Source organism: Acinetobacter sp. UBA991, from assembly GCF_002292065.1.
GTDB lineage: Bacteria > Pseudomonadota > Gammaproteobacteria > Pseudomonadales > Moraxellaceae > Acinetobacter > Acinetobacter higginsii.
The window spans coordinates 13,547-34,995 of record NZ_DBBF01000040.1 but is presented as its reverse complement, the minus strand read 5'-3'; the positions used below and the strand labels follow the sequence as shown (position 1 = coordinate 34,995).

The following is a 21,449-nucleotide window of genomic DNA, read 5'->3' as shown; positions in this document are numbered from 1 at the left end:
ACTATTTTTGTGCCGCATAAAAAATAACATAAATTATCATTTTGTCATGCGCTTTGCTTAACCACTTATCCGTAATTCTAGTTACCATTTTCACACTTTATGCATTATTATTTGTATTATTTTTAAGTTTGAAGTAGACCTTGAATACTCTTACACTTTTGCAACCTGATGATTGGCACGCACACCTGCGTGATGGTTTAGCTTTAAAACGTACTGTTCCTGATTTAGCCAAACAATTTGCCCGCGCAATTTGTATGCCCAATCTTGTCCCACCCGTTAAAACGGTAGAAGAAGCTTTAGCTTATCGCGAGCGTATTCTTGCCCATGTGCCTGAAGGCTTAAATTTTGATCCGCGCATGGTACTTTATTTTACCGATTACACTTCTCCTGACGAAGTGCGTAAAATTAAAGAGTCTGAATTCGTCAATGCGATCAAACTTTATCCTGCGGGTGCGACCACCAACTCGGATAATGGTGTTAGTGATATTCGCAAAGTGTATGCCGTGATTGAACAACTGGAAGAACATCAGGTTCCATTGTTACTGCATGGGGAAGTGACGCATAATCACGTCGATATTTTTGATCGTGAAAAAAGATTTTTAGATGAAGTGCTATCGCCTTTACTCAAACAGTTCCCAAAATTAAAAGTCGTGTTAGAACACATTACAACAAGTGATGCGGCGAATTTTGTACTCGAACAAGATCGTAATGTTGCAGCAACCATTACTCCGCAACATCTATTATTTAACCGTAACGACATGTTGGTTGGCGGCGTAAAACCGCATTTCTATTGCTTACCGATTTTAAAGCGTCAAACCCATCAAACAACATTGTTGGAAGTCGCAACCAGTGGTAATCCGAAATTTTTCTTAGGTACTGACAGTGCACCCCATTCACAAGATGCCAAAGAAAATGCCTGTGGATGTGCGGGTTGTTATAGCGCACCAAATGCCATTGAGCTGTATGCACAAGCCTTTGATCAAGTCGGAAAGCTAGAACGCTTAGAAGGCTTCGCAAGCTTATTCGGTGCTGACTTCTATGGTTTGCCACGTAATACCTCAACCATTACCTTAGTCAAAGAAGATATTACTATCGCAGAATCTTTAGACTATCTCGATGACCAAAAAATTATCCCACTTCATGCAGGCAAAACCTTGCATTGGAGAAAAGTGTGACCCAAGAAGAAAATAAAGCCCCTGTCATCGGACAGCGTTTTCGTGGATTCTTACCTGTTGTTGTCGATGTGGAAACAGCAGGTTTTAATTCGCAAACCGATGCCCTACTCGAAATTGCGTGTATTCCGATCATCTATGATGAACACGGGCAATTTATACCTGGCCCTTCATTCCAAGCACATATCAACCCTTTTGAAGGCGCGAATCTTGACCGCCGTTCATTAGATTTTATTGGTATTGATCCTTTCAATCCAATGCGTGTTGCAATGGCTGAAGATGAGCGCACTGCCTTGCGTCGTATTTTCAAATCATTGACTGAAGTTCGTAAAGCTCAGCATTGTACTCATGCTGTATTGGTTGGTCACAATGCACACTTTGATTTAGGTTTCTTACAAGCAGCAATTGCACGTACCGGAACAAAAAATCAAAATCCATTTCACAGTTTTTCGGTATTTGATACCGTGACACTCAGTGCGGTCATGTTTGGCCAAACCGTGTTGGCACGTGCTTGTATTCAGGCGGGAATCGAGTTTGATGGTAAAGAAGCACACTCTGCTTTATACGATACTCAGAAGACTGCTGAACTGTTTTGCTATATTTTGAACAAACTGTCTCCACACCTTCTTGACAGTTTGGTGACAGAACCCTAATATACACCCACCTCAAGAAGTCCCTATCGTCTAGAGGCCTAGGACATCGCCCTTTCACGGCGGTAACCGGGGTTCGAATCCCCGTAGGGACGCCAAATTTGAAAAAGCCACTGCATCTTAAGACAGTGGCTTTTTTATTTGCTTAGAATAATAAAAAGGGCTCCGAAGAGCCCTAAAATATATTATGCAGACTTACGTGAATTGACCCGACCTTTTACAACCGCTTTGATATTCCCTTTCGCATAATTTAAGAATACCAACAATGGTGATAATTTTGGATTCGGCTTTTTACCTTGTCCAATGGCTTTAAACTGCGCTGCATACCAAATGATTTCCATAATTGCCATTTTATCGACAAATGGAATTCCTGTTTTAATTTGATTGACTGCATAACGGACATCATGCCCTGCAATTAAACGATCTGTTAAATCAACTTCAACCGCCAATGGACGTGCAATACCAATAAAATCACATGCACCACTTTCCAGTGCAGCATTCATTCCTTCTACAGTACGGAAACCACCTGTTACCATCAATTTACAGGCAACATGTTGGCGAATTTTTTCTGCAAATTCCAAGAAATAAGCTTCACGCGCAATGGTACTGGCTTTACGTTTTTCTGCCTTAGCACCTGCCATTGCAGGGGCTTCATAGGTTCCCCCAGAAATTTCAATAATATCGATTCCCGCAGCATCAATCGCTTTGAAAACGGTAATGACATCTTCTTCTGTGATCCCACCACGTTGGAAATCTGCTGAGTTCAGTTTGACCGAAATGATAAAGTTTTCAGAAGTTGCATCGCGTACCGCCTGATAAGCATCAATCAAGAAACGCATACGATTCTCAATCGAACCACCCCATTGATCCGTGCGCTTATTGGTCAAAGGTGATAGAAACTGGCTAATCAGATAACCGTGTGCGCCATGCAACTGTACACCTTCAAAACCTGCCTTCTCACATACTGCTGCAGCTGTCGCAAAACGCTGGATAATATCTAAAATTTCTTCATGTTTAAGCTCGCGTGGCGTACCGAACATTGCTGCAAGCATTGGGCTAAAAGGCACAGCTGAAGGTGCAACCGTTTCCTTATTTAGACCTTTTGGACATTGGCGACCAGGATGTGACAACTGAATCAATTGCACCATGCCATGTTTTTTCCCCACAGCAGCCCATTGCTTGAGTTTTTCCAGATCACGCTCGGTTTCAATTGCAACCACACCCGGTTCATTTTTAGCGCCTACATTCACCATTACGTTTCCCGTAATGGCACAGCCCAAACTACCTTTTGCCCACGCTTCGTATAAACCAATCAATAGATCATTGGGTTGTCCTGCATCATTCGCGAGTGCTTCGCTCATTGCCCCTTTGATAATACGGTTTTTAAATGTGGTGTTGCGAATCTGGATACTGTCTGCAATCTGACTCATGGTCATCCTCTGCTACAATTAGAGTATTTGCTCTAATTTAATCTGATTATTGTTACTGTCAAGCATTCTTCCGATGAACTGACAATAGCATATGTCAATTTAATTACAATGCTAATATTCGCTAGCAGAAATAAGCTGACGGGTATATTCAGTCTGAGGCTGGCTAAATAAAAGTGCTGTGGCTTGATATTCCAAGGCTTTGCCTTGATGCATCACTAGGACTTTTTGGCACAGTGCTTTAATGACTTGTAAGTCATGACTGATAAAGATATAGCTGATGTGCTCTTGCTGCTGCAAACGACGTAACAATTGAATGATGGCCAACTGCGTAGTCCGATCCAAGGCGGAGGTTGGTTCATCCAGAATCAGTAGCTTTGGTTTTAGCACCAATGCTCTTGCAAGTGCCACACGTTGCCGCTGCCCACCAGAAAGCTGATGCGGATACTTATCTTTGTCCGTTAAAGATAATTCGACTTTTGCCAAAACAGCGTCAACTTCAGTTTGGCACTGTTGCTTTGAAATGGGTTGAAGATGAAGCCCTTCGGCAATGATCTGTTCAACTGACATACGAGGATTCAGGCTACTAAATGGATCCTGAAACACAATCTGAAAATCACGTCGAAGTGGTCGAAGCTGTTTTTGAGTCAACAGGTTTAAATCTTGTGCCTGAAAATGAATAGAACCTTCGCTACTGATCAGCCTTGCAATTGCAAAAGCCAAAGATGATTTACCTGAACCACTCTCTCCAACGATGCCTAAAGCCTCTCCCTGAGACAGACTCAACTGGATGGATTCTGCTGCAACTTTATAAGCTTTAATCCAATGAAATAATCCCTGCTGAATCGGATATTTTACTGTGACGTTATTTAATTCAAGCAAGGTTTGCGTCGGCTGTATCGCCAAAGCTTGTCCAAAATTATGATTGAGCAAATGCTGTGTATAGCTCGTTTCAGGATAGGTAAATATCTTCTGAACTTCACCCTGCTCTTCAACTTGTCCTTGATTCAGTACCACAACCTGATCTGCATAATGCTTAACTAAATTAAGGTCATGGCTAATCAAAATAATCGCCATCTTTCGTTGCTGCTGTACGCGTTTTAACAACGTTAAAATCTGTGCTTGTAATACCACATCTAAAGCCGTGGTTGGTTCATCCGCAATTAAAATCTCAGGCTCTAAAGCCAAAGCCATTGCCAACATGACTCGTTGCCTCTGCCCACCAGACAACTCATGTGGATAGCACTTCAGTATATGTGCTGCATCGTGGATCTCGACATCCTGCAACAACGCCACACACCGTTTTCGAATCTCAGTCTTGGCAATACCGAGTCGCATTAGACTCTCGCCTAGCATCTGCTCTACTTTGTGCAAAGGATTTAAAGCGGTCATCGGCTCCTGAAAAATCATAGCTATGCGTTTGCCACGTATCTGCTGTAACTGACTCTTGCTCAAAGCCAGCACATTTTCTCCATCGAGTTCCACTTTGCCTTGTACTGTAAAATGTTCAGGCAACACACCCAGCACAGCCAACAAACTAATGGTTTTACCAGAGCCACTCTCTCCAACAATCGCAACCGTCTGCTCTGGATATAAATCAAAGCTCAAATTTTCAAGCAAGCTTTGTCCTGTTTCACTACGAATACTCAGTTGTTGAACCGTTAATAACGGGGATTGATCAAGCGGTTTATCGTCTTGGGTCAAATGCATCACGTGCAGCCTCCCCGATATAAATCAATAACGAAAGTACAATCGCCAATGTAAAAAAGCCAGACAGCACCAACCACGGCGCATCTAGATTATTTTTACCCTGTAATAATAATTCACCCAATGATGCAGCATCAGGCGGTAGACCATAACCTAAAAAATCCAATGCAGTTAAGGCAATAATATTGGCGGTCAACATAAACGGAATCTGTGACAAACTTGAACTCATTGCATTCGGTAAAATGTGCTTAAAGATAATTTTATGATCCGTTACGCCCAACGCTTGCGCTGCACGGACATAATCAAAATTTCGCGCACGCAAGAACTCTGCACGTACGAGCCCAACCAACTGAGTCCAACCAAATAGCAACATGATCAAAAATAGCCAATAAATGCTGGGACTAAACATACTGACCAAGATCATGACAATGAACAACATTGGTAGACCACCCCAGACCTCCAAAATCCGCTGCCCAACTAAATCAACCCAGCCGCCATAGTAGCCCTGTATTGCGCCAACCATGATGCCAATCACCGCAGAACATAGGGTTAAAGCAAACCCAAATAAAAGAGAAACACGCAGGCCATACAAAATTCGGGCAAATACATCACGGCCTTGGTCATCAGTTCCAAGCCAATTTTGCGAACTTGGCGCTGAAGGCACAGGTACTGCCAATGATAAATTTGGTGTTTGATAAGCAAAAGTAACCAGTGGAGAAATCATCCAGCCATGTTTTTGAATCAATTGTTTTACGGCTGGGTCTTGATAATCTGTAGCAGTTTCAAAGGTGCCGCCAAAGGTCGTTTCTGGATAATCTTTCAAAATCGGGAAATAAAAAGACTGCTGATAGCGAACCAACAATGGTTTATCATTGGCAATCAATTCAGCAAATAAGGACAATACAAAGATCGTTAAAAATAAAATCAGACAGCGAAATCCCAATTTATTTTGCCTAAATCGATCAAAACGTGCACGCATCAAAGGGGACATTATTTTCCACCTCTTGATTCAAAATCAATGCGTGGGTCAATCACTTGATAGAGTACATCACCGATTAAACGCAATATCATCCCGAATAAGGTAAATAAAAATAAAGTACCAAAAATCAGAGGATAATCACGCTGAGTAATCGCTTCAAAACCTAATAGACCAATTCCATCTAAATTAAAAATGATTTCGATAAATAAATTACCGACAAAGAAAATGCCGACCAAAGCTTCTGGTAAAGCGGCCACAACCACTAAAATTGCATTGCGAAACACATGCCCATAAAGAATCTGATTGTCATTCAGTCCTTTTGACCTTGCAGTCAGTACATAGGGCTTTTGCAGTTCTTCAACAAATGAATACTTCGTCAGATAAGTTAACGCCGCAAAACTACCGAGCACCATACTCAAGATGGGCAAATACATATGCCACAAATAATCTTGTACTTTTGCCCAGAGGCTCAATTGGGCAAAGCTCTCTGAAACCAGACCTTGTAATGGAAACCATTGCAAATAACTGCCACCCGCAAAGAAAACAATCAACACAATAGCAAATACAAAGGATGGAATGGCATAACTTACGGCTAATAATAAGGAAGTAGATTGATCAAACAGCAAGCCATTATTTTTGGCCTTTTTGATACCTAGCGGGATTGCGATCAGATAGATCAGAAAGGTGCTCCACAAGCCCAAAGACAGCGTAACAGGCAGCTTTTCGTATAACAGTTGGGTCACAGGTTTATCTTTAAAAAAACTGTTCCCAAAATCTAGGCTTAAATAGCCTTTCAACATCAGCCAAAAGCGTTCAGTAGCAGGACGATCAAAACCATACTGGGCTTTGATTATTTCAATCATTTCAGGGCTTAAACCACGCGCACCCTCGTATTGTGCCAAGGTGGTCAAACCTGAGGGCGCATTATTGCCTACCCCTAAGCCTTGCGCATTTTGGATTTGCTGAATCGCTTGTTCGACTGGTCCGCCTGGGGCAATTTGCACAATACAAAAATTAATCAATAAAATGAAAAATAATGTCGGGATCATCAATAACATTCTTTTTAGAATATAGTGAACCATTGAAGTCGAACCCTTATTAATTTATTTACTAAGTTTTTATGAAATCTAACATGAGATAAAATACACGGAAACGTCATCCACAACCTGCGTGTTTTAAACAAGATAATGTTTTGCGAAAGAATAAAAGAGGCCCAATAACTAAACAGGTTTTGTGGATGACAATGCCTTTGGTTACTTTGGGCGAAACAAAAGTAACTCCAGCTGAAAGCTTATCTTGAAATTAAGATGAGAACTCGGTAAGACTCCGTTATATTAATCTAACGACTTCATCAAACGCTAGTCCAAACCATTCTAATTAATGCTTTTGTATAGACTGCTCCTGTTTCTTAGCCTTATTTGCATCGACCCACCAATACTCCCATCCTACAGAAAGTTTTGGTTTAACCGAAGGCTGCTGATAGATATCCCAGTAGGAAAACCAACGCTCAGGCTTTCCATAAGTCAAAATTTGGTAATATCCTGCACGCAATAAACGATCAAGCACACGCGTATACAACACCACCTCATCGCGTGTTTTTGCCGCCACAATTTTCGCGATCATCTGATCAATCGCAGGATTCTTAATCCCTGAATAATTATAATTACCCGCCTCATCTGCTGCTGCACTCCCCCAGAATTGGGCCTGTTCTTTTCCTGGAGTTAAAGTCTGTGGCAGTTTCAGCACCATCATATCAAAATCTTGATGACGAATCCGTTCCATATATTGCGGTACATCCACCTGCCGTAGTTGAACCTGAATACCTAAACGCTTCAAATTGCGCACAAAAGGCATTAATTCACGCTGTGGATTTTCTTGTTGCATCAATAATTCAATTCGAATGGCTTTACCTGTTCGATCATATAACTGCCCATTGCGAATTTGATAACCAGCATCTTTTAAGATCTGTTGTGCAGTCAATAAATTCTGCCGATTGAAACCACTGCCATCGGAAACAGGATAGCGCCAATCAGCCAAAATACCTTGTCGCATCACTGGATTGAATTGGGCCAAATATGGCTTTAATAGGTTTAGTTCAGCAGCACTCGGGCGACCAGTTGCAGCCAAATCAGTATTATCAAAGTAACTTTGTAAACGCTGATTTTGATTAAAGAACAGTGCCTTATTTTGCCACTCAAAATCATAAGCGTAGGTTAATGCCTGACGTAGATAAATATCATTGAGTGGCGCACGGCGGATATTAAACACCAAACTTTGGATATCTAGAGGAGTACCTAACTGCGTTTTATACTTTTTGACTAAACCTGATTTCACTGCTGGAAACTGATAGGCTGTGACCCAATTACGGATATTTTTTTCTTCGTATAAATTAAATTGTCGAGATTTAAACCCTTCAAAACTCACATCTAAATTTCGATAATACACATATTTCAGTCGATCAAAATTATAGCGGCCTTTGTTTACTGGCAAATCTTTGCCCCAATAGTTTGGACTGCGCTTATAGGTAATACTACGCCCTGCATCAATACGATCTACCACATAAGGGCCTGAACCGATAATCGGTTGAAGGGTGACACGACCAAAGTTCTTATTTTTCCAATCCAATTTTGAGTAGATCGGCAGGCTCGCCACAATCAGTGGCATTTCCACATTGTTCTTAGACTTAAAAATAAATTTGATTTGATGTTTAGATAATATTTCAGTTTTAGCCAAATCTGACAAATACATTTGAAAGCCCAGATTGGCTTTGGTCTGATAAGTATCGAAGGTAAATTTCACATCTTCAGCAGTTACAGGCTGACCATTATTAAATCGTGCTTGTGGATTCAAGTGAAAGGTCACCGATTGCAGCTGATCAGGATCATAACTGACCTTTTCTGCAAGCAGCGGATACATCACACGCGGCTCGTCCAGCGAACGATCCATCAAACTATCAAACAGATAATTAACGCCTTCGGTTGAACTGCCCTTGCCATTCATGCTGTTTAAATTATCAAATGTCCCTAAACTCGATTGGCTCAGCGTACCACCCTTCGGTGCATTCGGATTAGCATAAGGCATCACCTTCAACTGTGCATATTTAGGCTGTACATGCATCGCCAAATACGGCGTGGTTTGCATTGCCGCAAATGGAGACTGAGCAAAAAGGCTTAGTCCAGCATATAGACTAAGCCTTTTGATTAAACGTAAATGAATCATTTACAATTACAGATTAGGCACTTTAATCACGTCACCAATACGTAACTGGGTACTTGGCGTTAAATCATTCATTTCTGCCAGCGCACCTGTATCTAAACCATAACGACTTGCTAAACCAATCAGCGTATCACCACGTTTTACTTTGTATTCACTCACTGTTTTAGGGACTGAAATACTTTGACCACGTTGCAGGCTTGCATTGGCTTTTAGATCATTTAACTCAGCCAGTTCACGACCAGACATCCCAAAACGATTAGCAATACTGTTCAAAGACTCACCTGCTTTGACACTATATCTTTCAGTATTACGGCTTGGTGCTGATGTTTTTGGTGTTGTTTTACTATTCTCTACCTTTGCGGTTTCAGCTTTCGGTAAATCACCTGTCAATTTTAGCTTTTGCCCAATACGAACATTACTGCCGCGTGTTAAACCATTTAAACCAGCAACATAATCGAGCTGTAAATTATGACGACTCGCGATATTGCCTAAAGTATCACCAGATTTAACCGTATAAATATCAGGTGTAGTTTCTTCTCTCGATTTGGTCGTATTGCTCGCAGTGGTTTTTGTAGGCACATCACCCGTCAGTTTCAAACGTTGACCAACACGTACACCCGACGTTCTTTCCAAGCCATTCAGATCGGCAACATAGCTCAGTTGAAGATTGTACTTGGCTGCAATCGCATTCAAACTATCACCCGACTGCACCACATACTGATCAGGTACAGTTGAACCCGCAGGAATCTTGATGCTTTGACCCAAACGCACGCCGCTATTTGACTTCAAATTATTTAGCTCAGCCAACTCACTCAAGCTAATTTTCGACTTGGTTGCAATACTTGATAAAGTGTCGCCACGCTGTACGGTATAGTTTTCAGTTTTATAGTTAGTCGATGCACTTACATTTTCGTATTTTACGTTCGTCTTCGTTGGCTCAGGTGTTTCCTGAGTCTGAGAAACTTCGTGTAACGGCACATTAATTTTTTGTCCAACGAACAAGCTACTGCTCGCAGTTAAACCAGAGGTCAAATCAGCCAATTCCTGATTCGATAATGCATAACGATCCGCAATCAGCTTTAAATATTCGCCACGCTTCACCGTATATGATTTGGTTGCAACTTTTTGAGTCGTTGTTGCCTTACTGTCAGTCACACGTGCTGCCTGTTGCGTTGTACGGGCATTATTTTTTGGCTCAATCAATGTTAATTTTTGCCCAACGAACAAACCATCAGTCACAGACAAATTATTATAATCCGCCAACTGTTTTAGAGTTAAATCAAAGCGTGAAGCCAAGTTAGTTAAGCTATCACCCGACTGCACTACATAGCTCTCTGGCTTTTCAGCAGCTTTAGGTGCTTCTGGTTTGGCATCATATAAATATAAGCTTGCACCAACAAATAAGGTACCGTTTGGATCAATCTGGTTCCACTTGGCAACATCACGCCAGTTCACGCCATTTTTTTGCGCAATCACAGCTAAGGTATCGCCAGGCTGTACCACATAGGTGCTGCGCTTGCCTTTTGGTGCAACGACAACAACATCCGTATCGGTTTTAATGTATGGCTTGCCTTGGTTGCGTTTGGCGTCTTCACTGTTTGCAGTGGCAGTATCTTCAACCAAGTTTTTTGGATAAGAGAAGCCTCGGCTCACCTCTTGACCTTTTTCATCAGCAACCGATTGACTGGTTTGAATCGCAGTTAATTTAATTTTGCCATCGAATGGATCAACAATTTCTGTGCCTTTTGGTGCAATTGCCTTAATTTCTGCAACAACTTGATCTTTCTCAGCTTGAGTCGCTTGTGGCTCTAAGACTTGTGCAACCGTTTCTTTTTTGCCTTCTTCTTTTATTGCGGCACTAATTTGCTCACGTTCTTTTAAAGAAATTGGTGGTTCAGTCACCACAGGCTTCACATTTGCGGCAGGCGTGATTGCGACAGGAATACGTGGTGCGCTTGGAACATCAGCCCCTGCAGCAAATGAAGCCAACGCATCCGAACCTCTAGGCGTATTAACTTTACTGGTACTGATTGAGGAAGTTGTTGGACGTGTTGTATTACTTGCCGTTAAATTGGGTGGCGTTGCTGTCGATGCAGTAATACTTTGCCCACTATTGGTCGTTGTACGAATCGTCGTTGAGCTGCTCAGTGGATTGGTATTCATTGGCGGTGGGTTTTTATTGCTAGCCCAGAATCCACCAGAACTTGCCTTACCAGAACGTAATTTCGCATCGATTGAGGGACTTAAATCTGCTGGAATTAAAATCCGCATTGGACTCATTGGGTCAACCATTTCGCCACGATAAGCTGGATTCAGTGCATAGAGTTCAGCTCGACTTAAGCCCGTAATCGATGCAATCTGATTGAGTTCCATTGGACCAGCCAGACTTACTTCACGGAAGTGAGGACGGTTTGCAATTGGTGGTAAGCTCACACCATATGCACCTGGGTTTTTAATAATTTGAGCAACAGCCAAAAACCGTGGAACATAGTTCATGGTTTCTTGTGGAAGCTTCAATGACCAATAATCGGTTGGTAAACCTGCAGCGCGGTTACGGTTAATCGCCTGTTGAATACGACCCGGTCCCGCATTATATGCAGCTAATGCCAGTTCCCACGAACCAAACTGATTGTATAAGCTACCAAAGAATTCATACGCAGCACGTGTCGATTCGACTACATCACGACGTCCATCATAGAGGCTGGTCTGTTGCAAACCATAAATACGCCCTGTACTTGGGATGAACTGCCATAGACCTGCTGCTGCTGCACTACTGGTTGCTGCTGGGTCATACGAACTTTCGATAATCGGCAGTAATGCCAATTCTGTCGGCATACCACGACGTTCAGCTTCTTTTACGGTGTGATATAAATAGCGGCTGGCACGCGCACTTAAACGATCTAAATATGGTTGACGAGAAATAAACCAGCTACGTTGTGCTTCAATTCGTGAATCCCAATGGTTCAAGTCCATCTTGAATCCAACCGTCATTCGTTTCCACACATCACCATGTTTCAGTACCAATAAACGGTCGCCTTCCACAGCACGCATGTCGGTTGCAGACAATAAGTCTTCAAGTGAATCTAAACTGCTTGCATCTAAATAACCTGAGCCAGCTTGCTTTGAAGACGAGCTTTTACTTGATTGAGGTGTTGAAGAACAACCTGTGGTGATTCCCAACGCAACGAGAGCAGAAGTGAGTACAGTAATTTTGAATAATGATGTTGCAGATGCTTGCGACACCAATGTGCTCGATTTATACATAAAAACTTCCAGTCAACTCACGCTAGTTTATTTCTTAATTAGGGGCTATTGATGTTTCAACCATGCATACGTTATAGGCTAAACCATTCAAACAAGGCATGGGACAAAGACAATCATCGCTCTTTGTCAAGTTTCACAACGAAGTTTGGAAAAGTTTTAGCCATGACTTGAGCAAGTACAAAGCACTGCTTTGGTCACAGCACAAGGCAAAACTCTTCTGTCATCTGTGAAACGTCAACAGACTTAGCCATTGTAGTAAAGCATGTCACTTAGACAAGGCAATAATTTAACGTGATTTGCATGGAAATGTTACAAGAAATTAAAAAAGATGAGTTTTGTAACGTTCAGAAGCCAAATTTAGCTTTACAATAGCTGTTATTGTTATGGGGATGCTAAAATTCCCTGCTTATTTTAGCTCAAGTAAAAGTCTTATTCTTTTGTTCTATGTTTAAGTAACACTTGAATATTGGCTAACTTTTTGTGCGATTAAAATATTCAACTTCTTATTCTGCTTATTGTTCAGGTTCAAATATGTCACAAACAATCACACTTTACGTTGATGGCGCATGCAAGGGTAACCCAGGTCTTGGGGGTTGGGGCGCGTATGTCATTACCGAACAAGGTGAACACAAGCTGTTTGGTGGCGAACCTGAAACAACCAATAACCGTATGGAGCTTCAAGCTGCGATCGAAGGCGTTTCTTTTTGCCCGACCGATGCCCGTTTAATTATTTGGACAGACTCCAATTATGTCAAACAAGGCATTACTGAATGGATTCATGGCTGGAAAAAGAAAAACTGGAAAGATGTTAAAAATCCTGATTTATGGCAGAAACTGGATGCGGTCTGTGCCAACCGAGAGATCGAATGGAACTGGATTAAAGGCCATGCTGGACATGCAGGTAATGAAATGGCAGACCAATTGGCAAATTTAGGTGCAGAACAAACCGCTCAACAACTAAAATCGCCAACACAGGCTAACGCTGATACAAAAAAGCCTGAATCCGATTGGCTCTTAAATGACCCTTTCGGATTAGATATTGATATGGATAGCGATGAAATGATCGAAGAATCAGAACTTGAAGAAGTCTTGGATAATATGGGTGACAATACAGCATCAGATGAAGTGGTCGTCGAAGCCGCTCCATTAAATCAGCATCCAAATATTGTCATTACAGAAGCCAAAGTTCATCTACAGGGCCCTCGCCAGCTCATTCTTGATACGGAAACCACAGGTTTTTACTATCAAGATGGCGACCGTATTATTGAAGTCGGTGCAATTGAAATGATCAACCGTAAACTCACGGGTAGTTCAATTCATATCTATATCAATCCAGAAAAACCCGTCGGTGACTCTGAAAATGTGCATGGTATCAGCGATGACTTTTTAAAAGACAAACCGAAATATGCTGAAATTTCCGATACGCTTTTTGCCTTCTTAAAAGGCGCCGAAATTATCGCGCATAACGCGACCTTCGATATGAACTTCTTAGATATGGAGTTCAAACGTGCTGGCTTACCTTTATTGTCTGAGGTTTGTGAGGTTACCGATACCTTGGCACTGGCCAAGAATAAGCACCCTGGTCAAAAGAACTCATTGGATGCTTTGGTACGCCGTTATGAAATTCCAGCACGAGATCGTACTTTCCACGGTGCCTTACTCGATGCTGAAATCTTAGCCGATGTTTATCTTGCCATGACGGGTGGGCAAGTCTCATTTGATATGGACGCCCTTTCTCAAACAGAACAAAATCAAAATAAATCCACCCGCCTACGTGTCCAAGTTGACTTACCTGTGATTCAACCGTCTGAACATGAATTAAATGAACATGAGACCTGGGTCAAACAATTTGAACAAAAACATGGAGAGCCTTGCCTTTTCGCAAAATAAATTTTCCAGTCAATGTAATTTTTTGTATTTCAAGCCTCTAAAGTTAAGTTATATTAACCTTTAAAGATTTAGGCCTCCTAAAAAAGGAGGTCCATGGATATAACAACTTAGGAAAGGTGTAGGTCATATGTCTTACCAAACCTCGATTCATTTCGACCCAACGGCATTATTAATAATAAAAAATGAAATCGACAATTCGATTAAATTGGTAGAAACAGCAGTCAATACCCTTGCCGAAGAACAAGCACTACCTTTCGGGATTGATGATGCGCTGAACCAGTTTGAACAATGTACGCAAGTTCTCGCGTTAATTGATATGCCACATTTATCACAAATTACTCAATACTCTGCCGAGCTGATGCGCAAAATTATGGCGCAACCACAGCAAATCCAAACCAATGATGTTATTGCGCTCAGTGAAGGTACTACCATGCTGAAGCGTTATATCGAATTCATTTGTTTACGTGAAGTAAAAGTTCCTCAATTCCTACTCGATACACTGAACCGTTTAGAAAAAGCCCTAGGTAAACCACTGACCAAAGAAGGTCAAACGGTACAACCATTGCTTGAGTTCATTACCCCGAGTTTTAATTTGCCTCAGGCACCAAGCTTGGAACAATCACAATATATTCATCAACTTTATAAATTGTGTTTAAACAAGCTCATTAAGCAATCTGAAACCCCCCTTGATCTACAAGGGATCAAATTGGTCGGCGTTTATCTTGCAGGTTTAGCGGCGGGTCAACCAAGCCAACAATACTGGCAGTTGGTCAATGTAGGGTTAAGCCATATTGATGAGCTTTCAATTACCGAAGCACGCTTACGTACGTTGATTCAAATTGAAACCAATATCGGTAAATTCCTCGCTCAATCGGCCAGCTTTAAAAACAGCATTGCTGATCTTGCAGACATCCTATGTATTTGTATTAGCCAAGAAGATGATGTGTCACAGCATATTCGAGATCAACTCAATATTGGTGATGAGTTACTTAGCGATACGCAGCTACAAGTACTAAGCCGTCATTTATACGGCCCTGACTATGAAACGGTACACACCATCAGTCAGTTAATGACAGATGAGATGGCTCAAATCCGTAATGAGATTGAATACAACCATCAAAATATGTCAGCTGAAAAAACCCAAGAACTGCAACAAAAACTACATCAGCTTTCGAATGTTTTCAAAGTACTGAATCTTAATGAAGCAGCACGAGAGTTAACTCAGCAAGCGGAAAAATTAAGCCAACCAAATACATTAACTGATGCAACTTCGGTACAACAGTTAATGAACAGTATTTTGGCTTCAATGAATTCGATTGGGATTTTGGAACGTAATTACACGTCTAGTCGTTTACAGTTACGTGTTAATAACATGCAAATCTCGCTTGATCGTTTAGATGAAGCACATAAAGCGTTATTGACTGAAACCAAAACCTTGATTGATACTTTAACGCAAACCTTAAGTCTCTATGTACAAGATCCTACAGCACATAGCTTAGAAGCGTTACCCGTGTATCTGAAGGAACTTTCAGGCGCTGCTCTGTTCTTAGGTAGTTCAGCTCAACAAACTGCTTTATTAGGTGCAGCGCACTTTGCCCAATATCGTTTAGCGCAAAATCAACCTCTCGATGCCGAACAAATTAATTGCGTCTTAAACGTTGTCGCAGGTCTAGATTTACTGGTTGAGAACTTAAAGAACAAGCAACCTGTATTGCAATCTATGTTTGATGTGGCATTATCAAACAGTCAGCAATTACAAACCATAGCCGCATAATGACTCAACTATCACTTGCTTATATTTTTCAACACCAAAAACTGTTAGTCGACCAAAATCTACAACTGCCCCAAGTTGAGAAATTAGCAAGTGACCTCCCCATCCATCATAATGATCACGTCATCGCACGTGATCTGCTTGAAAATGAATCTATTCCTGAAGGCTATCAATTAGTTCCGATTCGGGAACTGATTCAGTCTTGGTCAAGTAGTGATTTCCTGCAAGCCAGTCGAGCAGTTCAATTACTTGAATGGCGACGTAACCATAAATTCTGTAGCCACTGTGGTCATGCGACTGAAATTCACCCTAAAGAATATGCCATGGTTTGCCCAAGTTGTGCTTACCATCAATATCCTCGCGTACAGCCTTGTATCATTACCATTATCACCAAAGGTAACGATGAGATTTTGCTTGCCAAATCAGCGCATAACAAAAGTAATATGCATGGCTTAATTGCTGGTTTTGTTGAAGTGGGTGAAACTTTAGAAGAAGCCGTGCAACGTGAAGCATTTGAAGAAGTTGGACTCAAACTTAAAAATATTCGTTATATGTCGAGCCAGCCTTGGCCATTTCCTAGTAATTTAATGATTGCCTTCCATGCTGAATATGATTCAGGTGATATCCAATTGCAGCTCGAGGAAATCAGTGAAGCAGCGTTTTTTAAATTTGATCAACTTCCAGAAATTCCGTTTAAAGGCAGTATTGCCCATAGCATGATCATGCAAATCATCGACAATAAAAAAGCATCTTAAACGATGCTTTTTTATTGATTAGGGGTCTAAGGCTTCATCCAAAAAGTGCAGGATCGTCCGTTTGGTTTTGAAATAATGGCTCATCAAACTGGCCAGTGTCGCCACAATGGTAATATGCCCTGTCTTTGGAATCACGGCGATATGACTATGATTGCCTTTTTCTCTGAGTGCTTTATCTAGATCAAAACTATTTTCCTTGCCCACCAACTGATCTTGTTCAGCCATCAACAAATAATGCTTAATTTGATTCGGCTCAATAAAGTAATACGGCATCACTTGTTGATACGATACTTTCTGATCAAAAGCATGTTCAGCTAAAGGATCACCCTTGTAGTCAAAGTGATATGGCCCAGCCATCCCCACAATTGCTCTAATATTTTCTTTGTATTTAAAATTTTGTGAATAGGCAGAATACACCACAGACATGACATTAAACGCACCCGCAGAATGTCCCATTAAAATGATGTTATCTGTCGAAATATTTAGCTTGCTCTGATTCTGATTTAAATAATGAATGGCTTGAGCAATATCATCAATAAAGGTCGGGAAGATATGTTCTGGTGCAAGATGGTAGTTAATCACTGCAACATCATAACCTTCACGGGCAAAAGTTTCCCCAATAAACAGATACTCACGTTTGTTACCATGCTGCCAAGAGCCACCATGTACAAATACGATAAGTGGCCTTTGCTTTTTAGGATTTTTAGTTCGATACAGATCCAAACGCTGTCTTGCTTTCAATCCATAGGCAAGATGCTCTTCTTTTTCAAAGGTATCTTTGGGTGTCAGGTAATTGATCGAATAACTGGCAAAATCATAAAGGCGAAACTCCTGATAGAGGTTTTTCGCCTTTATTACATTTTCTTGTACTTGTTGAATAAGTTGCTTCATAAATTAAGGATTAGTTGGAGTAATGGTCGCAGGTTCCGCCTGATCAGGATCAATTGCAACAGGTGTCTCAACTAAAGGCTGTGTAGTCACAGTGCCCACCATTGGTGCTGCTGCTGTTGAACTAGCAACAGTGCCTGAAGGTTGATCCGTGTTGTCGATGAGTGTCACAATTTTAGTCACATTTCCAACTTTTTGTAAGACGTCATCTAAATCTCTTGATTCAGCAGTATTTAAACGTCCCATCACGTACAACACACCATTTTCAGTATGCACTAATACTTTGCTGTCAGATACTACAGGGGCTTTCATCAACAAACCGCGGGTATTTGCAGTCACCGTTGCATCTTGCATGATGGTGTTATAACCGACCTTGTCACCTACCGTAATATAGTTATGTACGGCTTTTACATCTGACATCGAACGTAAGTTATCTTCTGCCAATTGTTTTAAATATGGATCAGGGACTTGTCCAGTCAATAAAACATTGCTGTGGAAACTTTCAATGTTGATACGAGACTGTTTAAAGCGGTGATCTAATTTGTACAAATTAATATTTGCAGTACGCTTGATCGAAGAATCAATAAAAATCTGCCCAAGACTGCGTTCACCACTGTTCGTTCCAACGGGTGAACTTCCTGTGCCACCAGAAATAAAACTAGCACATCCCGATAAACTTGCAGCGCAAAGCAACGTAATCGATAAACGTTTTAACACTTGGCAAGACTCCCTATCTACAAACAAATTTGTTCAATTTTCAATATTTAGCTTTAAATTAGACTTCTTAATTAATCTAAAGTAAATGCGTGTTCAATCCATTGCTGATCATACTGCAATTTTGAAAAATCTGGTTGTACTGTTTTTGCAATTTTCTGTGGAAAATCAAAACAAATCACATCAAAACGACAATCAAAGTCCTCATAATGTGGAGATTTCTGTAAAAACAATTGAGCTGTCTTAATAATTTTACGTTGCTGGGCGAGTGAAACCACCTCATAGGCTTTCGCATAACTTGCTTTCGATCTGGCTTTGACTTCGACAAAAACGAGTTCCTTTTCCCGTTCAACGATTAAGTCAATTTCCCCATAACGTGAATGATAATTCCGCGCTACACATAGATATTGTTGGGACTGTAAAAGAGCAAGTGCTTTCTGTTCAGCCCATTGCCCTAAATCATGTACTGATTGTGACATACCTGCCCGATCTTATTTTAATGCTTGAATACCCTTTTTCTGCTGTTGATAGCAATAAGGTTGGCGATAAACTTTCCCGTCTTTCACATCAATTGCCCCAGTTCGACCTTCAAAGGAAAAGTGTCGATCTGGACTATTTAAAAATTGCTGACTAATACTCCATGCATCACCACCAAAGGCCAATAAGCGTTGAAATGCCATATTTTCTGGTTGTTCTTTATATGCAGCGACTAGGTCTGCCCATTGTCCGTTATATAAAGCTGGTGTATCACAAAAACTGAGTCCCATCGGAATGCTCTTGTCTTGCTCAATACTCAACGCAGTAGCATAAATATTTTTTTCAGGTAAAGGACCTAGTTGCTCTAACCACTGTTGATCGCCCAACAATAACAGCCCTTCTTTACGCGCAAGTTTTTTAGGACGTTCATTGACCACATGAATATCTGAGCCAAATTCAGACATGAGTGCCATCATAAATAGTTCTGTTGCAGATTCAGTTCCAGCTTGACGTAATACCAATAGATTTTTAATTTTGTCTTTCTTCAATAATTGAGTTAATGCAACAGCATCATGCTGTTTTGCCAAACTAAATTGCCATACATTGGTGGTCTGGTTATTCACATCATTTAATGCAATTACAGGAATTGCTGGATTCAGTTGCATCACAGTTTCAATTTCAGGCCGTGCCAATGGCCCAACAATCAGTCGAGTCTTACTGTTGACCCTTTTCTTAAAAATCGTATCGATGTTATTTTTCGCTGAATCTACAAAAATGATTTTTTCTTTGCTGCCAGATGCTGTATAAGCGCTCAAGAAACCACGTTTGATGCTTTGACCAGCTCGCGCCATCGTACCAGATTCGGGTAGAATCACCAGTACGTCCGCATAAACTGGACTCACACATGCCGCCAAACATAGTAGCAGCCAATATTTTTTGTAATACATTAGGGAGTTACCTTTTATGAGTGCTCAATTATTTGTTGTAGCAACCCCGATTGGGCACTTAGATGACATGACCTTTCGTGCAATTGATATTTTAAAATCTGTATCGGTAGTTGCCGCAGAAGACACTCGTCAATCTGCTCAATTATTCAAACATTATAATATCTCAACTCCACTCACAGCGTGTCATGATCACAACGAAAGTAACAAAATTGATCAACTTCTCCAAAGAATGTTAAAAGGAGAAAATGTTGCATTAATCAGTGATGCTGGTACTCCACTGATTAGCGACCCAGGTTTTAAGCTGGTTCGTGCCGCTCAAGAACATGGCATTCGTGTCATTCCAGTACCGGGTGCTTGTGCAGCAATTGCGGCATTAAGTGCAGTGGGTTTACCGAGTGACCGCTTTAGCTTTGAGGGTTTTTTACCATCGAAAGCATCGCAACGAATCAGCCAGCTTGAAAAGCTCAAGGATGAAACCCAGACCTTGATTTTCTACGAAGCACCTCATCGTATTTTGGACAGCATCAAAAATATGGTGCAAGTCTTTGGTGAAGAGCGACCTGTTGGTTTTGCCCGCGAAATTACCAAAACTTTTGAAACCATCAAGAAGATGACTTTAAAAGAATTGGTTACTTTTATCGAAAATGATCACAACCAAGAAAAGGGTGAAATTGTGGTTGTGGTCGGTGGAGCATCTGCGGAAAAAGATATGGAGCAGGATAAACTGGATGCGTTGTTGAAACGTTTATTACAGGATTTATCGGTAAAAGCGGCGTCACAATTGGCTGCTGATTTGACGGGTATAAAAAAGAAAGTGGCGTACCAACGTGCTTTGGAACTCACCCAACAAGATCAATAAAACCTAAGAGGGAGATTTTTTAAATCTCCCCTTATCATCTCAATATGAAATAACAACAATGTGTTTTAGGCCTTAGTCATGATATTAACCTGATCTCGTTTTCTTTCCATTCTCGCCTGCTTAATCACTGCCAAACCAGAAGAAACACCTAAATACGCAATAATAAAGGCTACAAATAAATCAGGGAACATGGTTCCTGTGCCGAATACACCAACAGCTGCGATGATAATGGCGATATTAGCAATCGCATCATTCCGACTACATAACCATACCGAGCGCATATTTGCATCGCCATCACGGAATGCATAGAGCATCAATGCAGAGATAACATTGACAACCAATGCCAGTACACCAATCGCCCCCATAAGCATTGGTTCAGGTGTTACACCTAGCCACCATGACCAGAATACTTTAACAATCACAAAAATACCAAAGGCAGCCATGGTGATTCCTTTGACTAAGGCTGCGGTCGCTCGCCAGTACAAGGTCATGGACAATACAGCTAAAGAAATGGCATAGTTTGCTGCATCACCCGCAAAGTCCAAGGCATCCGCCCAGAGCGACACAGAACGTGCATGTGATCCTCCGATAATTTCGACAAAGAACATCAATGCATTTAAAACTAAAGCAATCCATAAAGCCTTTCTAAACTTTGGACTAATTTTTTGTGTTGGCGAACACGTTGTGTTGCATCCACATCCTGCCATGACTTTTCTCACTGAATATTTTATAG

Annotated in this window: 17 protein-coding genes and 1 tRNA gene; 7 read left to right on the top strand and 11 right to left on the bottom strand. The window is 41.2% G+C overall.

Features of this window, described 5'->3' with window-relative positions; genetic code table 11:
• The first annotated feature begins 140 nt into the window (after positions 1-140).
• The 3 genes from pyrC (at position 141) to B2727_RS16415 (ending at position 1,920) form a co-directional block, all read left to right on the top strand.
• Positions 141-1,175, top strand: coding sequence for a dihydroorotase (gene pyrC / locus B2727_RS16425; RefSeq protein ID WP_005202392.1), 1,035 nt, complete (start codon positions 141-143; stop codon positions 1,173-1,175).
• Entirely contained in the window at positions 1,160-1,825 is a 666-nt protein-coding gene (gene rnt / locus B2727_RS16420; protein ID WP_026057574.1) for a ribonuclease T, read from the top strand. The genes pyrC and rnt overlap by 16 nt, the downstream gene beginning before the upstream one ends.
• A gap of 19 nt (positions 1,826-1,844) precedes the next feature.
• A tRNA-Glu gene (locus B2727_RS16415) sits at positions 1,845-1,920 on the top strand.
• Positions 1,921-2,007: 87 nt separating this feature from the next.
• Here B2727_RS16415 and B2727_RS16410 read toward each other — a convergent pair.
• The 6 genes from B2727_RS16410 to B2727_RS16385 all read right to left on the bottom strand — a co-directional run bounded on the left by B2727_RS16410 (position 2,008) and on the right by B2727_RS16385 (position 12,415).
• Positions 2,008-3,252, bottom strand: coding sequence for an NADH:flavin oxidoreductase/NADH oxidase family protein (locus B2727_RS16410; RefSeq protein WP_005202390.1), 1,245 nt, complete (start codon positions 3,250-3,252; stop codon positions 2,008-2,010).
• A 111-nt stretch (positions 3,253-3,363) separates the two neighbouring features.
• Positions 3,364-4,959: an ABC transporter ATP-binding protein gene (locus B2727_RS16405; RefSeq protein WP_005202388.1), complete on the bottom strand. Its 1,596-nt coding sequence runs from the start codon at positions 4,957-4,959 to the stop codon at positions 3,364-3,366.
• The gene (locus B2727_RS16400; protein WP_005202386.1) at positions 4,937-5,947 is read right to left on the bottom strand and encodes an ABC transporter permease; all 1,011 of its coding nucleotides are present in this window, start codon (positions 5,945-5,947) and stop codon (positions 4,937-4,939) included. Before B2727_RS16400 ends, B2727_RS16405 begins: the two co-directional genes overlap by 23 nt.
• Complete coding sequence (gene yejB / locus B2727_RS16395; RefSeq protein WP_005202384.1) at positions 5,947-7,017, bottom strand: microcin C ABC transporter permease YejB; 1,071 nt, start codon at positions 7,015-7,017, stop codon at positions 5,947-5,949. The genes B2727_RS16400 and yejB overlap by 1 nt, the downstream gene beginning before the upstream one ends.
• A 295-nt stretch (positions 7,018-7,312) precedes the next feature.
• Positions 7,313-9,154: an extracellular solute-binding protein gene (locus B2727_RS16390; RefSeq protein ID WP_005202380.1), complete on the bottom strand. Its 1,842-nt coding sequence runs from the start codon at positions 9,152-9,154 to the stop codon at positions 7,313-7,315.
• Positions 9,155-9,160: 6 nt separating this feature from the next.
• Complete coding sequence (locus B2727_RS16385) at positions 9,161-12,415, bottom strand: LysM peptidoglycan-binding domain-containing protein (RefSeq protein WP_005202376.1); 3,255 nt, start codon at positions 12,413-12,415, stop codon at positions 9,161-9,163.
• 531 nt (positions 12,416-12,946) lie between these two features.
• On the opposite strand from B2727_RS16385, the gene dnaQ reads away from it, so the two are divergent.
• The 3 genes from dnaQ (at position 12,947) to nudC (ending at position 16,831) form a co-directional block, all read left to right on the top strand.
• Positions 12,947-14,305: a DNA polymerase III subunit epsilon gene (dnaQ, locus tag B2727_RS16380; protein WP_005202374.1), complete on the top strand. Its 1,359-nt coding sequence runs from the start codon at positions 12,947-12,949 to the stop codon at positions 14,303-14,305.
• Between the two features lie 127 nt (positions 14,306-14,432).
• Entirely contained in the window at positions 14,433-16,079 is a 1,647-nt protein-coding gene (locus B2727_RS16375) for a hypothetical protein (protein WP_005202373.1), read from the top strand.
• Complete coding sequence (gene nudC, locus B2727_RS16370; protein ID WP_004808578.1) at positions 16,079-16,831, top strand: NAD(+) diphosphatase; 753 nt, start codon at positions 16,079-16,081, stop codon at positions 16,829-16,831. Before B2727_RS16375 ends, nudC begins: the two co-directional genes overlap by 1 nt.
• Positions 16,832-16,849: 18 nt before the next feature.
• On the opposite strand, the gene B2727_RS16365 is transcribed toward nudC, so the two are convergent.
• The 4 genes from B2727_RS16365 to B2727_RS16350 all read right to left on the bottom strand — a co-directional run bounded on the left by B2727_RS16365 (position 16,850) and on the right by B2727_RS16350 (position 19,857).
• On the bottom strand, positions 16,850-17,722 hold the full coding sequence (locus tag B2727_RS16365; RefSeq protein WP_005202371.1) for an alpha/beta hydrolase: 873 nt from the start codon (positions 17,720-17,722) through the stop codon (positions 16,850-16,852).
• A gap of 3 nt (positions 17,723-17,725) precedes the next feature.
• A complete protein-coding gene (locus B2727_RS16360; protein ID WP_004808582.1) occupies positions 17,726-18,436 on the bottom strand; it encodes a BON domain-containing protein in 711 nt (236 codons plus the stop codon).
• 71 nt (positions 18,437-18,507) lie between these two features.
• Entirely contained in the window at positions 18,508-18,912 is a 405-nt protein-coding gene (locus B2727_RS16355) for a YraN family protein (RefSeq protein ID WP_005202369.1), read from the bottom strand.
• Positions 18,913-18,924: 12 nt separating this feature from the next.
• Entirely contained in the window at positions 18,925-19,857 is a 933-nt protein-coding gene (locus tag B2727_RS16350; RefSeq protein ID WP_005202366.1) for a penicillin-binding protein activator, read from the bottom strand.
• 16 nt (positions 19,858-19,873) lie between these two features.
• Here B2727_RS16350 and rsmI point away from each other — a divergent pair, with 16 nt between their 5' ends.
• Positions 19,874-20,716, top strand: a complete 843-nt coding sequence (gene rsmI, locus B2727_RS16345; RefSeq protein ID WP_005202365.1) for a 16S rRNA (cytidine(1402)-2'-O)-methyltransferase — start codon at positions 19,874-19,876, stop codon at positions 20,714-20,716.
• Positions 20,717-20,781: 65 nt separating this feature from the next.
• Here rsmI and B2727_RS16340 read toward each other — a convergent pair whose 3' ends face one another.
• Positions 20,782-21,423, bottom strand: a complete 642-nt coding sequence (locus tag B2727_RS16340; protein WP_005202363.1) for a cation transporter — start codon at positions 21,421-21,423, stop codon at positions 20,782-20,784.
• Positions 21,424-21,449 lie beyond the last annotated feature (26 nt).